The 14,455-nt window shown below is 46.6% G+C and carries 11 protein-coding genes; 10 read left to right on the top strand and 1 reads right to left on the bottom strand.

Going from position 1 to position 14,455, the window contains the following annotated elements; translation table 11 throughout:
• Positions 1 to 115 precede the first annotated feature (115 nt).
• The gene (locus CWM47_RS27535; RefSeq protein WP_100991831.1) at positions 116 to 1,696 is read left to right on the top strand and encodes an FAD-dependent oxidoreductase; all 1,581 of its coding nucleotides are present in this window, start codon (positions 116 to 118) and stop codon (positions 1,694 to 1,696) included.
• Between the two features lie 44 nt (positions 1,697 to 1,740).
• On the top strand, positions 1,741 to 2,556 hold the full coding sequence (locus CWM47_RS27530; RefSeq protein ID WP_100991830.1) for a 3'-5' exonuclease: 816 nt from the start codon (positions 1,741 to 1,743) through the stop codon (positions 2,554 to 2,556).
• Positions 2,557 to 2,675: 119 nt separating this feature from the next.
• Here the strand turns inward: CWM47_RS27530 and CWM47_RS27525 are convergent, their stop codons facing one another.
• A complete protein-coding gene (locus tag CWM47_RS27525) occupies positions 2,676 to 3,593 on the bottom strand; it encodes a Kelch repeat-containing protein (RefSeq protein WP_100991829.1) in 918 nt (305 codons plus the stop codon).
• A gap of 297 nt (positions 3,594 to 3,890) precedes the next feature.
• Here CWM47_RS27525 and nuoK point away from each other — a divergent pair, with 297 nt between their 5' ends.
• From nuoK to porU, 8 genes are all read left to right on the top strand, one after another.
• Complete coding sequence (gene nuoK, locus CWM47_RS27520; protein ID WP_077132821.1) at positions 3,891 to 4,235, top strand: NADH-quinone oxidoreductase subunit NuoK; 345 nt, start codon at positions 3,891 to 3,893, stop codon at positions 4,233 to 4,235.
• An 84-nt stretch (positions 4,236 to 4,319) separates the two neighbouring features.
• A complete protein-coding gene (gene nuoL, locus CWM47_RS27515; RefSeq protein WP_100991828.1) occupies positions 4,320 to 6,230 on the top strand; it encodes an NADH-quinone oxidoreductase subunit L in 1,911 nt (636 codons plus the stop codon).
• Positions 6,231 to 6,285: 55 nt separating this feature from the next.
• Positions 6,286 to 7,764, top strand: coding sequence for a complex I subunit 4 family protein (locus tag CWM47_RS27510; RefSeq protein WP_100991827.1), 1,479 nt, complete (start codon positions 6,286 to 6,288; stop codon positions 7,762 to 7,764).
• A gap of 73 nt (positions 7,765 to 7,837) precedes the next feature.
• Positions 7,838 to 9,241 (top strand): NADH-quinone oxidoreductase subunit N, encoded by a 1,404-nt coding sequence (locus CWM47_RS27505; protein ID WP_100991826.1) that lies wholly within the window; start codon positions 7,838 to 7,840, stop codon positions 9,239 to 9,241.
• Between the two features lie 135 nt (positions 9,242 to 9,376).
• Positions 9,377 to 9,865 (top strand): GtrA family protein, encoded by a 489-nt coding sequence (locus CWM47_RS27500; protein ID WP_100994081.1) that lies wholly within the window; start codon positions 9,377 to 9,379, stop codon positions 9,863 to 9,865.
• Positions 9,866 to 10,015: 150 nt separating this feature from the next.
• Complete coding sequence (locus CWM47_RS27495; protein WP_100991825.1) at positions 10,016 to 10,216, top strand: hypothetical protein; 201 nt, start codon at positions 10,016 to 10,018, stop codon at positions 10,214 to 10,216.
• A 63-nt stretch (positions 10,217 to 10,279) separates the two neighbouring features.
• Positions 10,280 to 10,903, top strand: a complete 624-nt coding sequence (locus CWM47_RS27490; protein WP_100991824.1) for a SprT-like domain-containing protein — start codon at positions 10,280 to 10,282, stop codon at positions 10,901 to 10,903.
• Complete coding sequence (gene porU / locus CWM47_RS27485) at positions 10,903 to 14,343, top strand: type IX secretion system sortase PorU (protein WP_100991823.1); 3,441 nt, start codon at positions 10,903 to 10,905, stop codon at positions 14,341 to 14,343. The genes CWM47_RS27490 and porU overlap by 1 nt, the downstream gene beginning before the upstream one ends.
• The last annotated feature ends 112 nt before the right edge of the window (positions 14,344 to 14,455 follow it).

The following is a 14,455-nucleotide window of genomic DNA, read 5'->3' as shown; positions in this document are numbered from 1 at the left end:
ATAGTTGCTCACAAGTTACTATATATCTGTATATGAGTTAGTTATAAGGTAGTCGTAACTGCCAAAAAAATCAAATCAGCCAGTTGGTGAGTTTATAGGACAAACTCAACCGCTCATGATAGCTGATTATTCCGAAGCCGCCGTTTGCCACGTCGATGATCTGACCGATGGTGAACTAAAAGAAGTTCGCGTTAACGACACCGATGTATTGCTGGCCCGCGTAGATGGGCAATACTTTGCCTTACATCCAAAATGTTCTCATTATAATGGCCCTTTGGCCAAAGGATTGTTGAATGGGCATCGGCTCGTTTGCCCCTGGCATAATGCCTGTTTCGATGTCAGAAATGGCTACCGACTTGAAGCACCTGCCTTGAACGGCTTGCCTACCCATGAGGTGCGTATAGAAGGCGACCAGGTTTTTGTTCGCCTGACTACCAACAAAGAAAGTATAGAAAACCCTTTGTCGGCGCCGGACGAAGCCAACTCAGAAACTTACGTAATTATCGGAAGTGGGGGTGCAGGTGCATTTGCCGCAGAGGGAATGCGCGAGGGGGGCTTCACGGGAAAGATCGTGATGCTGACAGAAAGTAGAGAGGCACCCTACGACCGGCCAAATTGTTCCAAAGATTACCTGCAAGGCAAAGCGCCCGACGAATGGATGTCGCTGCGTAGCGATGAGTTTTATAAAGATTACGGCATCGACGTTCGCACGAACCAACACGTAACCAGCCTTAACCCGGCAACCAAACAGATTGGATTAGCCTCCGGCGAAACGCTGGACTACGACAAAGCGTTAATTTGTCCTGGTGGTGCGCCCAATTCGTTACCCAATTTAGCGACTAACTTAATGGGAGTTTATATGTTGCGTAGCCTGCACGACAGCCAGAAATTGCGCGAACTTGGGCAGGCAGGCAAACGGGTGGTTATTATCGGAAGCTCGTTTATTGGATTGGAAGGAGCCATGAGCCTGCGAAAGCTTGGTAGTGAAGTTAATGTGGTTGGGTTAGAGAAGGTGCCTTTTGAGAAAATTCTGGGCGAAAAAATTGGACGTGTCATACAGGGCTGGCACGAAAAAGAAGGCATTCAATTTCATTTGGGCCGTAAGATCGACCGATTGGAAGGCAACGACCATGTTACAGCCGTTCTACTCGACAATGGCGAGCGACTACCCGCTGATTTTGTGTTGCTTGGTCTGGGTGTGAAACCCAAAACAGATTTTTTGGAGGGTGTTTCGCTGGAGAAAGATGGGGGTGTGAAAACCGATGAATACCTGCAAATAGCTACTGACTTGTATGCGGCTGGTGATGTCGCTCATTATCCGGTGGCTGATGGAACCCAGCGAATTGAACACTGGAAAGTGGCCGGGCAACAAGGACATGTGGCTGGGCTAAATATGGCAGGCAAAGAAGAGCCTTATCGGATGGTGCCGTTTTTCTGGAGCAACCAGCAGGGGAAGCGTATTAATTATATTGGCCACGCTACTAAAACAGATGATATAATTTATGACGGCGACCCAGAGGAAGGCGACTCGTTTTTAGCCCTATACGTTCAGGACGGTCAGATAAAAGCAGCGGCTGGACTTAAACGCGATCAGGATATTATTGCCATTCGGGAATTGATGCAGGAAAATAAAATGCCATCTGTCGACGCCGTACGGAATGGTATAAAATGGATTAACGAACTGCTAAAAAGCTAAAGCTGTTTACCTTTGTGGTCAAACCCTGAAAAACCGGTTTGGTTATGACGCATCAACTTGTACTCAAAAAGCCGCTGGCCTTTTTCGATCTCGAAACAACTGGCATCAATATCGCAAAAGACCGCATTATTGATATTTGCATTATTAAAGCGTTGCCGGGTGGCGAGGTGGTTATCAAAAATCAGCGTGTTCACCCCGGTATGCCTATTCCTCTGGAGTCGAGCCTGATTCACGGAATTTATGATGACGATGTTCAGGATGCACCACCATTTAAGGCGGTTGCCCGGACATTGGCTCAATTCCTGGACGGTTGCGATCTGGCCGGTTTCAATAGTAATCGGTTCGATGTACCCCTCCTGGTTGAAGAATTTTTACGGGCCAATGTGGATTTTGACATGAAAAACCGGCGATCAGTAGATGCTCAGCGGATTTTTCACTTGATGGAACCACGTAATCTTTCGGCAGCGTACAAATTTTACTGCAAAAAAGATCTGATTGGGGCTCACGGTGCTGAAGCCGATACGATTGCTACGCTCGAAGTGCTTGACGCACAGGTGCAACGGTACATGGGAATGGTCGCTAAGTCGGACAGTGGAACGGAGGTTGTGTTCGAGAATGACATCGACATGCTTCACAGCCTGACCGCGAATAAAAACATTGACCTCGCCGGGCGAATGATCCTGAACGAAAAAGGCGAAGAAGTCTTTAATTTCGGGAAGCACAAAGGCACACCTGTACTCGATGTGTTAAAGAAAGAGCCTTCGTTCTATGATTGGATACTAAAAGGAGAGTTCCCGCTCGATACGAAACGACGATTGACCGAAATCCGGTTACGGCTGTTCAGCAATGGAAAGCGTTAAAGTAGGGAAGGGATACATACAGGATTATTTGCTCTAATCCTGTATGTATCCTCTTCATTTATTTAGTCGAGACGATTAACTCTGTCACGGCCGTAATTTTGTCTATTAACCCCTGCAACTCATTTTGTCGATACGGTCAGCTCCGTCACTACGGGAATGTTTGACGTATTTTTTCCTGTAATGTATAGCTTCTGTCCATTCGAAAACAGATTTGCAGAGTTGGGTAGCCCACTAAGCATAATCGGATTAGCAGCCCATGTATCGTTGGCAATGTCGTAGATATAGACAGACTGGCCTTGCAGCAGATACAAGTAGTCGCCCAGGATAGCTGAGAAAATAGTATTGGCATTACTGGAAATCTCAACGGGCGCATCATTTACCGCTGTCCATGTGTTTGCTGTGGTGGAATAATAAGCCATCTTCTTCTTGGCGCCTTGTCCCCCCAGTACATAAATTCGGTCTTTGTAAGCGGCCATTTCGCTGCTGGTGGTCGGATACAGGTAGTTAGGCGATGTAAACCATTTGTCTTGGCTGATATTATAGTACTTGAAAAGCGTACTTGGCGTGCGTCCTCCAACGAAGTAGATGTTTCCGTTGTAATACACAACCCCAGCCTCTCCGGCATTGTCTTTTGCTGTAGTGGGGTATGTTAAAGTCGACCATGTATTGGACGAAGCTGTATATTTTGTGGCATCGTTGGCGATGTAAAAAATATTTGTTCCATCACTTATTAAATGACTGCTATACCCACATCCACAAACATTAGTCGATTTTGTTAATGCTGATGAGAAGGAATTGGCCGATAAATCATAGCGGACAAAAAATTGTGTTTTCGCTGTATTCGACCAATTACCAAAATAAACAGAATTCCCAACGAGCACTGATTGTAGTACGTAAGGCCCTGCGTCATAACTACTTATGGGCACGCTGAGTGGGTTTGCCATTAACGTAATGTCATTTACTGTTTTTAGTGGATCATCACTTTTTTTACAACCAGCCAGAAAAAGAATGCATAGGCCTATAAAGAAAGTTTTCATATGTTAAATTGATTAAATAGTAATCTTTTGACTGTCAGTAGCTTATTTGGTCAAAATTGATCGGAAAAGGCAGCGATTTTTAGCGTAGAACTACGGAATATAAAAACAGGAAACTCCGCAAAACGATAGTTTACCCGCGTTAAAAGCCCAATCTGGCAAAATCTATACGAGTAACTTCGCGGAAGAACACAGTTTTGCTGTAGTTTTACCTCAAGTCAGCTTGGAGACGCAAAAACACATTTACGCCAATTCCGAATAATCTTTACCTTTGCGGAACTTTGTATTAACCGGCAAGCCATGCAACCCACGCAGGACGTCCTCATTCCGGAAGTCATTCAACAAATACCGCTTACGTACTACCTGATTCTCAGTACCGCGCTTTTCGTTATCGGCATCATAGGTGTATTAACCCGGCGCAACGCAATTATTATCTTTATGTCCGTTGAGCTAATGCTCAATGCGGTCAATTTGTTACTAATTGCGTTCTCGTCGTACCGTTCCGACTCTGCGGGGCAGGTATTCGTCTTTTTTATTATGGCCGTCGCTGCCGCCGAAGTATCGGTTGGTCTGGCCATTATTGTCATGATTTACCGCAATACCCGTTCTATCGACGTGGGATTGCTCAATAAATTGAAATGGTAATATTGGTCGCTAAATCAGTGAGTTGGTAGAACAGAAAAACGTGTGCCAACCAATTACTGATTTACCAACTCACCGACTAAAAAAATGAAAATAGAATTACTCTGTGCGTTAATTCCGCTCTTTCCGTTACTTGGCTTTCTTATCAATGGCCTCGGCTTTCGTCAGATACCGAAAGGTCTGGCCGGAGTGATCTCAACAGCGGCTGTGCTGGCGTCCTTTCTGCTGTCTATTTATCTGTTCAGCTCCTTCGCCAGCGACTCTCAACCTATAGTTGCTACGCTCTTTGACTGGATCAGTGTCGGCGATTTACACATCAACTTCTCGTTCCAGATCGATCAGCTATCCTTGTTGATGCTGCTCGTTGTAACGGGCGTCGGCTCGCTGATTCACCTGTACAGCATTGGCTACATGAGCCACGACGAAGGATTTGGCAAGTTTATGTCATTCCTGAACCTCTTTATTTTCTTTATGCTGTTGCTGGTGATGGGGTCAAACTACGTCATCATGTTCATTGGCTGGGAGGGTGTAGGGCTTTGTTCGTATCTGCTCATCGGCTTCTGGAACAAGAACATCAGCTACAACAATGCCGCCCGAAAAGCCTTCGTCATGAACCGTATTGGGGATTTGGGCTTTTTGCTGGGCATATTCATGCTCATCAACACGTTCGGCACGGTTGAGTACATCGACATTTTTAAACAGGCTACGAGTTTAGCGATAGGTGATAAAACAGTACTAGCCATTACGCTGCTGCTGTTTGTTGGCGCTATGGGTAAATCAGCACAGGTTCCGCTCTATACGTGGTTGCCTGATGCTATGGCTGGTCCAACCCCCGTATCAGCCCTGATCCACGCAGCGACCATGGTAACGGCGGGTATTTATATGGTTGTTCGGTCGAACGTCCTTTACACGCTCTCTCCGCTCACGCTCGAAATCGTTGGCGGTATTGCTATTGTAACGGCACTGCTGGCGGCTTCAATCGGGCTACTTCAAAACGACATCAAGAAAGTACTTGCCTACTCTACCGTTTCACAATTAGGCTACATGTTTCTTGGCCTGAGCGCAACGGCTTACACGGCGGGTATGTTCCACGTTATTACGCACGCCTTTTTCAAAGCCCTTCTATTCCTGGGGGCTGGTAGCGTTATTCACGCCATGTCCGACGAACAGGATATTCGGAAGATGGGTGGTTTGCGGAAATCATTGCCCATCACATTTATTACCTTTCTAATTGGAACGGTAGCTATTTCGGGTTTACCACCCTTTGCCGGGTTCTTCTCGAAAGATGAAATTCTGGCTCACGTATTTGAGCACAATAAACTGCTTTGGGCATTAGGCGTTCTGGGTTCCGGTCTAACGTCTTTCTATATGTTCCGGTTGCTGTTTCTGACGTTCTTTGGCGAGTTCCGGGGAACGGAAGAACAAAGGCACCATCTGCACGAGTCCCCTATATCCATGACTCTTCCTCTAATCGTTTTGGCTGTGTTGTCGGCTATCGGTGGCGGATTGAATCTGCCGGGTGGTGGCTGGCTGAGTCATTTTATGGCCCCCATCTTCGAAGGGTCAAGGCTGATAAGTCCCGAAGCTTTTGCCGAATCGACCGTTGAGCATAGTACAGAATACATATTGATGGCTGTTTCGGCAGGTGTTGCTTTGCTGGCACTTGTTATTGCCTATATCATGTACATTAGCCGTCAGGCTATACCGGCTCCTGAATCGAGCGAACGTTCACTACCTGAGCAGGTGATCTACAACAAATATTATGTTGACGAACTGTATGAAACCATCATTATTCGGCCAATCCGTGGGTTGGGTGACACGCTCTATAGTTTCGGCGAAGGGCTTGTCGATGGTGTTGTCAATGGCGTAGCCTGGCTTGTGCAGAAAAGTTCGGCGCAGTTGCGGTTATTGCAAAGCGGCTCAATTGGCTTTTATGTTCTGGCAATGGTCGTGAGTATCGTCGTCATTTTTGCCCTACGGTTCTTCATTCGGTTATAATCATAACGTTGGCGCGTAATCGTCATTCGTCCATCGTATATCGTAAATCGATAATATGCTTACTCTTTTTCTTATTCTTTACCCTGCCGTAGCGGCCACCCTGATTTTTCTTATTGGGGGAGAGCGGATAAAACAGATCGCTTTGGTAGCCGCACTGGTCGAGCTTGCGCTGGCTGGTTATGCTTTTTTTGTCTTTACCCCCGATGCCACTTCGCAATTTGGCTTCGATTATCCCTGGATCAGTTCATTGGGTATCCGGTTGAGCGCAGGTATCGACGGTATCAGTGTTCTGCTGGTACTGCTGACAGGGCTGCTGGTGCCGTTTATCGTTTTATCGACCTTTAATCGAACCTATAAACAACCTGCCACATTCTATGCCCTAATGCTGTTTATGCAGGCGGCACTAATGGGCGTTTTTACGGCCCGCGATGGTTTTCTGTTTTACTTCTTCTTCGAAGCGGCACTGATCCCGATTTACTTCCTGGCTGCTATGTGGGGTGGCGAAAACCGGATTCCGGTTACGTTTAAATTCTTCGTTTATACCATCTTTGGCAGTCTGTTCATGTTGTTAGCGCTGGTCTATCTTTATTTCCAGACACCTGCAACAGACGTGGCCACCCACTCATCGGCTATCGCTGATTTTTACAAGCTCAAGCTTACTCCCGAAGCGCAGAACTGGGTTTTCTGGGCCTTCTTCATCGCCTTCGCGATCAAGATGCCGGTGTTCCCGTTTCACACCTGGCAACCCGATACCTATGTCGAAGCGCCAACCCCTGCCACCATGCTATTGGCGGGTATCATGCTCAAAATGGGGGTTTACGGCCTGATTCGCTTTATTCTTCCCATTGTACCGCTTGGCGTAGAAACCTGGGGGAAAACCGCCATCATTTTAGCTGTTATCGGTATTATATACGGAGCGATCATTGCCATTCGTCAGCGCGACATGAAACGGCTGATTGCTTACTCGTCGTTCTCACACGTTGGCCTGATGGCTGCTGGCGTTTTCTCCCAAACAGAAACCGGGATGCAGGGCGCACTGGTGCAAATGCTCGCGCATGGTATCAATGTAGTAGGCTTGTTTTTTGTTGCCGACATTATCTTCTCGCGCACAAATACCCGCCAGCTCGACCAACTCGGTGGTATTACTCAATCAACACCTAAACTGACCGTCTATTTCCTGATTATACTGTTAGGAAGTGTAGCATTACCGCTTACGAATGGGTTCATCGGTGAGTTTTTATTGTTGCATGGAGTCTTTACCTACAATCATTATCTGGGTCTGGCGGCTGGGTTTACCATTATTTTTGGTGCCGTATACATGCTTCGTATGTTCCAGAAAAGTATGTTCGGTCCTACCTCGTCCCGTACTGAATCATTCGCTGACCTGACCACCTCTGAAAGCTGGGTATTTATCCCGTTGATTGTGCTGGTCTTCTGGATAGGCATTTACCCACATACATTCCTAAAAGTAACCGAACCTGCTGTGGCTAACCTGATGAAGTACATCGGCACGACGGCGGTATCAATGAAATAAAAAAGTTTTCGGTTTATGGCTCTTGGGGTATTATTCCCAAAACTGACAACCGACTACCGTAAACTATAGACCTATGTTTCCAATTGTTCTGTTATCGGTTTTTGGCATAGCACTGCTGTTCCTTGGCTTCCTGAAGTCAAAAGCAATTCTGCTGCCTGCAACCCTACTGTTTTTGCTTATCACACTGGCAGTCAACTTTCTCGACTGGAATAAAACATATCTGTATTTCAATGATATGTTGCGGACAAATAACCTCGGCATGGTGTTTACCGCTATTATACTACTGTCTGCTTTTCTTGTTGTTGCCTTGTCGGGCAGTTTACTGGAAAATGAAGAATCTCAACCAGCTGAATATTACGCCATTATCCTCTTTTCACTGGTAGGGGCTATTATGATGGTCAGTTACGAAAACCTGATCATGCTGTTCGTTGGAGTTGAAATTCTATCTGTTGCCATGTATGTGCTAACCGGTAGTGACAAACGAAACCTACGCTCGAACGAAGCCGCGCTGAAGTATTTTCTGATGGGAGCTTTCACAACCGGTATTATGCTGTTTGGCATGGCACTCCTGTATGGCGCCACTGGTTCGTTTACATTAGGTGGTATTGGTGCCTATTCAGCCCATTCGCAGGGGCTTTCGTTATTGCTTTATGTGGGCTTATTGATGTTGCTCATTGGCTTACTCTTCAAAGTGTCGGCAGCACCTTTCCATTTCTGGACGCCTGACGTTTACGATGGAGCACCTACCATCTTCACCGCTTTTATGTCTACCGTTGTTAAAACGGCTGGTTTTGCCGCCCTATTCCGGCTATTATCGGTTTCGTTTGTGGGCGTGTATGGATTTTGGTGGACTATCCTGGCTATCATTGCCGCCATTACTCTCCTTGTAGGCAATGTCACAGCGGTCTATCAAAATAGCTTCAAGCGTATGATGGCGTATTCCAGTATTTCACACGCTGGCTATTTGCTGATCGGTCTGGCCGCTTTAGGCGCACTAACCAAACAAGCTATCGTATTTTATTCACTCGCTTATTCGGTCGCTACTATTTCTGCTTTTGGTATTTTATTGCTGGTCGCCAGGCAGCGGAGTATTCAGACGATCACCAGCGAAGGGGTAACAAGTGAAAACTTTGATTCATTTAATGGTCTGGCTAGGCAAAATCCATTTTTAGGCTTCGCCATGACCGTATCCATGTTGTCGCTGGCAGGAATCCCATTAACGGCGGGTTTCTGGGGTAAATTTTATATGTTCTCAACGGCTGTTGAGCGTGGACAAATCTGGTTGCTTGTGATCGCTGTGCTGATGTCGGCAGTTGGTATCTACTATTATTTCCGCGTCATCATCGCAATGTACTTCCGCGATGGCGCAACGGAGGCCATCCAAGTGGCTCCTTTTTATAAGTATGTTTTGCTGGCCGCCACCTTATTAACCTTGGGGTTAGGAATAGCTCCGGGCCTTTTACAAGGACTTTTCTAGAAAGATCAGGTAACTTACTGACGAACTGTAGCTTACATTATAACATATAGTTTGCTATTGAGTTTGTATGATTAACAGCCTCCAAATCTGAAAGGTAAATAAACACGGTATCTTTTATCCAGTAAAACAGTGAACGTGAGCAGTATCGAACAGCCGAAATCTAAAAACTACAATAGTTTTTTCTCATTTTTTCTGACGGCTCTCTTTGGTGCCTCTGTTAATTTTTTTAGTCAGATTCTCTACCGTAAAACGTTCGATTATTCTACAAGTGTTTTTCTGGGTTATCTGACGGCTACGGTCGTTAGCTTCGTTCCAACCAAACTATTTGCATTCTCGGCTAAAAAAACGGGTAATACGGGACGCGAAATGATCAAGTTCGGTATAATTGCACTGGTTGCCTGGGGGGTTCAGGTGGGCGTTGCGGTTGCTACACTCGAATGGATCGCAAACCCTTATTTTCCAAATGCTTCCATGTTTTGGCGGGAAAAAATGTCGCACGTTGTGGGTATGGGTTTTAGCTTTTTGGCAAACTATTTCGGTCATAAACTATTGACTTTTAGAACGACAGGTGTGTATGACAAGATACGCGCACGCTCTGCCAGACAAGAGGAGAAACAATTTTGACAAAGAATAGATAATCTTCAATTAAGCCAATTATAAATAGTATTATTTGAATGGTAATCCCTATTTAATCCAGGTTAGTTGACTATATTTTTGCATTAGTTGAGAAAAAACTATATTTGTGCTCGAAAACCTAAAAAATCACTGAAAGGAATGAAAAAAGTACTCACCTTATTATTTGTTGGTAGCATGCTAACGTTTGCAGCTTGCCAGAGCAAGCCTAAAACTGAAGAAGCTGCTGTTGATTCAACTGCTGTAATGTCAACCGATACTACAACCATGGCTACGGATTCAGCTTCGACTATGGCTACGGATTCGGCTGCAACTGCTCCTGCAGACAGCGCGACGAAGTAATTTCGGCTCTTCGAAATTTACAAAAAAGCCTTATTTTTATAAGGCTTTTTTGTTTTATAGACCTTGATAGACCCATTTACAACCTACTTCCCACCTGGTGCTACCACCTACTGTCGTGAGCTGTGGCAACGGTATAACTTCAGATTCAAAGTCACCAAGCCTCGCCAGACACGTTTGGGTGATTTTAGGGCATTTCCTGATAAGCAAACGCAAATTACGGTAAACGCCAATCTCAATCCTTACGCCTTCCTGATTACCTATGTGCACGAAGTAGCTCATGCTGCAGTAAATCAGCACTATAAAAAACGCGTGCAACCGCACGGTAAAGCCTGGCAGGGGGCGTTCCAGCAACTTATGCAGCCATTGCTGACAGAGACTATTTTTCCTGTGGCTATTCTTCGTCCATTACAACAGTATATGGCTAATCCTGCGGCTACAACGTATGCCAGCCCAGCGCTTATGATGGCATTACGGCAAATGGATGCCGATTCAACACACACCGTCGGGGAGAATAAACTACTTCTGAGTAAAGTCCCCGAAGGGCACATATTTCAATTCGCTAAAAAGACTTATGTGCGGGGTACGCTCCGACGGACGCGTGTCGTTTGTAAAGAAGTAACGACAGGTAGATCGTATGCGATTCTGGCCCATGCTCTGGTAGAGCTAGTGAAAACGACGAATGAATAATGGAAAATAGCCGAAAAGCGGATGAAAAATGGATAGGGGGCTACTCGCTGTTTTATTTGTTGTTTGTTCTTCAAGTTTCATTCTCTACGCATTCGTTAGAAGCGCAATCGGTGTTACGAACAGGACTTTGGGTGAAAATTGGTATAACAGAATCAGGTGTTTACCGAATCAGCCAACCTCAATTAGCCCAGCTTAATCCTGCCTTTGCTACCGCCGACCCCCACCGATTGCGGTTATATAGCAATGGGGGAGCCATGTTGCCCCAGCCAAACGCCACCACACGACCAGCCGATTTAACTGAAAATGCAATTCAGGTGGTGGGAGAGGGCGATGGCCGGTTCGATACGGGAGATGCTTTGTTGTTTTTCGGTCAAAGTCCGCACGTCGTGCGCTATGATTCCACTAACCGACGCTTTACTCACCAGATTAATGTTTATTCCGATACCACCTTTTATTTCCTGACCATTGGGGATGCTCCTGGTTTGCGAATGGTCGATACACCAGCAGGCAGCCTGTCTGCAACGCCTACGGTCACAACATTTGACGATTACCAGTTTCATGAACAGGATTTATTGAAAATTCCGGCTGTTCGTTCAGGACGGGAGTGGCTGGGAGAGTACATGACAATTGACACAACACAAACGTTTTCGTTCGATGTTCCGGGCATAATACCGGGTGTGTCGCTTCGATTAGGGGCTTCTGCGGTGGCAGGCGCTCTATCATCAACCCAGTTTCGACTTCAGGTTAATGACCAATTGGTTGGAACAATGCCGATGTCGACCATTTCCGGGTACGAATACGACTATCAGGGCGTTGCTCGAACAGACACATTCGTTACTAAGCTGGCATCGGTAAGTAGCCCGCTACGATTGGCACTTACGTTTCGGAAAAACGGTCAGCCATCGGCACAGGGGTACTTGAACTTTCTCTCGTTGCAAACTCGCCGTGAACTGCGGCAGTATGATAAACCAACCTGGGTGCGCCGTGGGATAATGGGGCAGTATGCCGTTCGACAGGCAAGTGCCAGTTTGCGCGTTTGGGATATAACAAATCCACTTGTTCCCGGCACACAGGCGTATATATTATCGGCAGCACAGGAGGCTGGCTGGACATCGTCAAAACGGCGTGATTATTTCCTCTTCACCGACGCCCAATTTTTAACACCTGTTTCAGTGCTCTCTGTTGCCAATCAGGATGTACGCTCCCAACCTGTGCCCGAGCTGCTTATCGTTACACCAGCTGCCTGGCGTGAGCAAGCCGAACGATTGGCCGCTTTTCGTCGGCAGCATGACCAGCTCGAGGTCTTGGTTGTTACAACGCAGCAGGTGTATAATGAATTTGGATCTGGCCAACCCGACCCAACAGCTATTCGGGATATGGCCCGGTTCTTCTTTCTGCAACAACCGGCCAAACTGCGCTATCTGCTGTTGTTTGGCGATGCTACGTTCAACTACCGGAACATAGGCGGGGGAGTCAGTTCGACGCAGTTGGCGAATATGGTACCCGTTTATGAAAGCCGGGAGTCACTGCACCCAGTGCTAAGCTACTCATCAGATGATTATTATGGCTTTATGGATGCCAACGAAGGTGAATGGATCGAAAGCCAAAATGGAGATCATAAACTGGATATTGGTGTTGGTCGGCTTCCCGTAAAATCGGTGGAGGAAGCCAGTACCGTGGTTGATAAACTCATTCGTTATAGTTCTGACCAGTCGTTAACGGGCGATTGGCAAACTCGCCTTATGGTCGTTGCCGATGATGGCGATTATAATATTCATCAGCAGGATGCCGATCAAATGGCAAAAAGCGTCGAAAATACAGCTCCGGCTTATCGGCCACAGCGTGTGTTTCTGGACGATTATCCGCAGGAGAATACCAGTAACGGACAGAAAGCTCCAGTTGTCAATCAACTCATAAACCAGGCAATGGCCGATGGGCAGCTTATTATCAATTATAGCGGGCATGGCGGAATTTTGGGCCTTGCCGATGAACAGATCGTTACACTTCAGGATATTCTTTCCTGGAAAAATCGCCGACTGCCCTTATTCGTAACCGCTACCTGTCAATTTGGGCGTTATGATGATCCCAACGTGAATTCTGGTGCCGAACTTACCTTATTGAGCCGGACAGGGGGCGCCGTTGGCTTGCTGACAACTACCCGCCCGGTATATGCCAATACCAACCTATTGTTGAATCAGGCATTTTATGATGCTGTTTTTAAACCTGTCAACGGGCAGATGCCTCGCCTGGGGGAGGTAATGCAAAGCACAAAAAACAATAGTTTAAGTGGGCCTGTCAACCGGAATTTTGCGTTGCTTGGCGATCCATCCCTACGTCTCGCCTATCCGCAGGCGCAGGCTGTGCTTACACAGGTAAATGGTAAAGCCTTGTCGACAAGTCGGCTCGATACGCTACGGGCGTTGCAAACGGTTGAACTATCGGGCGAAATTCGTCAGCAGGATAAGCGACTGGCTACCTTTTCGGGCCTCCTTCGACTGACCCTGTATGATAAAGCAACGGCACATACAACGCTCGGCTCAGAAGCAGGGAGTCCAAAAATGACGTACCAGGCATTTTCTAACCCTATTTTTACGGGTCAAGTGCCTGTACAGCAGGGGCAGTTTAGCATACGGTTTACGATGCCGAAGGATATTAATTATACCGTTGGGCAGGGAAAATTGTATTTATATGCTGTGGGAGCCGATAGTGTATTGGATGCGGCAGGCAGTTATGAGCGTCTGCTCATTGGTGGCAGCGTTTTTGCTGATAGTATAGATAGTCAGCCGCCATTGGTAGCGCTTTCGGTGATTGGGGGCGTGCCTGACGCAACTATAGTTCGCGTAGTTGGACCAGATGTACTCTTGCGAATTGTGTTGTCTGATAATCAGGGGATTAATATTGCCCGATCGGGTTTAGGGCATGAACTTACGGCTCAACTTGATTCGCAACCAGTGGTTGTGCTTAATGAAAATTATGTAGCCAATGGCACCAATGGACGACAGGGAGAGGTTCTGTACACATTCCGGGATGTTGCTCCAGGAACCTACACGATTCGGGTCAAAGCCTGGGATATTAACAATAATTCAACAGAGGGCACGTTGACCATAGTAGTTTCGGCCCGACCGGGGCTGGAAGTAACTATATTGCGGGCCAGTCCAAATCCGGTTATGCTGCAAACAACATTTGTAGCCGAACTGAATCGCTCAGGGGAGCCACTGGACTGGACATTGGGTATATATGATCTGAATGGACGGTTGCTCAACCAACAGACAGGCCAGTGTACCGACTGTGATGCTAAACTGAATATGGGGACCTGGGATGGACTTACTCAAACAGGTGCCCTTTTACCAAATGGTCTATATATTATTCATTCTCAAGTCCGTTCGGCGGTCGATGGCTCAGTAGCCAACAGTACCTGCCGCTTACTATTAACTAAATGATTTCATATACATAAAGTCATCTCGTTTTTTCTAATCCAACCTTTCATTGTAATTTTGACCGCACAGGCCTGCTATTCTCACTGTCAGCAGCTGTCGTTGACCATCTCTCATT

The organism is Spirosoma pollinicola (assembly GCF_002831565.1).
Lineage (GTDB): Bacteria > Bacteroidota > Bacteroidia > Cytophagales > Spirosomataceae > Spirosoma > Spirosoma pollinicola.
This window is presented reverse-complemented; position numbering and strand designations above follow the sequence as displayed.

What these genes read in the sequence shown, in the direction of transcription:
- CWM47_RS27535 (WP_100991831.1), top strand. Translation starts at nt 116, where the DNA reads ATGATAGCTGATTATTCCGAAGCCGCCGTTTGCCACGTCGATGATCTG.
- CWM47_RS27530 (WP_100991830.1), top strand. Translation starts at nt 1,741, where the DNA reads ATGACGCATCAACTTGTACTCAAAAAGCCGCTGGCCTTTTTCGATCTC.
- CWM47_RS27525 (WP_100991829.1), bottom strand. Translation starts at nt 3,593, where the DNA reads ATGAAAACTTTCTTTATAGGCCTATGCATTCTTTTTCTGGCTGGTTGT.
- nuoK (WP_077132821.1), top strand. Translation starts at nt 3,891, where the DNA reads ATGCAACCCACGCAGGACGTCCTCATTCCGGAAGTCATTCAACAAATA.
- nuoL (WP_100991828.1), top strand. Translation starts at nt 4,320, where the DNA reads ATGAAAATAGAATTACTCTGTGCGTTAATTCCGCTCTTTCCGTTACTT.
- CWM47_RS27510 (WP_100991827.1), top strand. Translation starts at nt 6,286, where the DNA reads ATGCTTACTCTTTTTCTTATTCTTTACCCTGCCGTAGCGGCCACCCTG.
- CWM47_RS27505 (WP_100991826.1), top strand. Translation starts at nt 7,838, where the DNA reads ATGTTTCCAATTGTTCTGTTATCGGTTTTTGGCATAGCACTGCTGTTC.
- CWM47_RS27495 (WP_100991825.1), top strand. Translation starts at nt 10,016, where the DNA reads ATGAAAAAAGTACTCACCTTATTATTTGTTGGTAGCATGCTAACGTTT.
- porU (WP_100991823.1), top strand. Translation starts at nt 10,903, where the DNA reads ATGGAAAATAGCCGAAAAGCGGATGAAAAATGGATAGGGGGCTACTCG.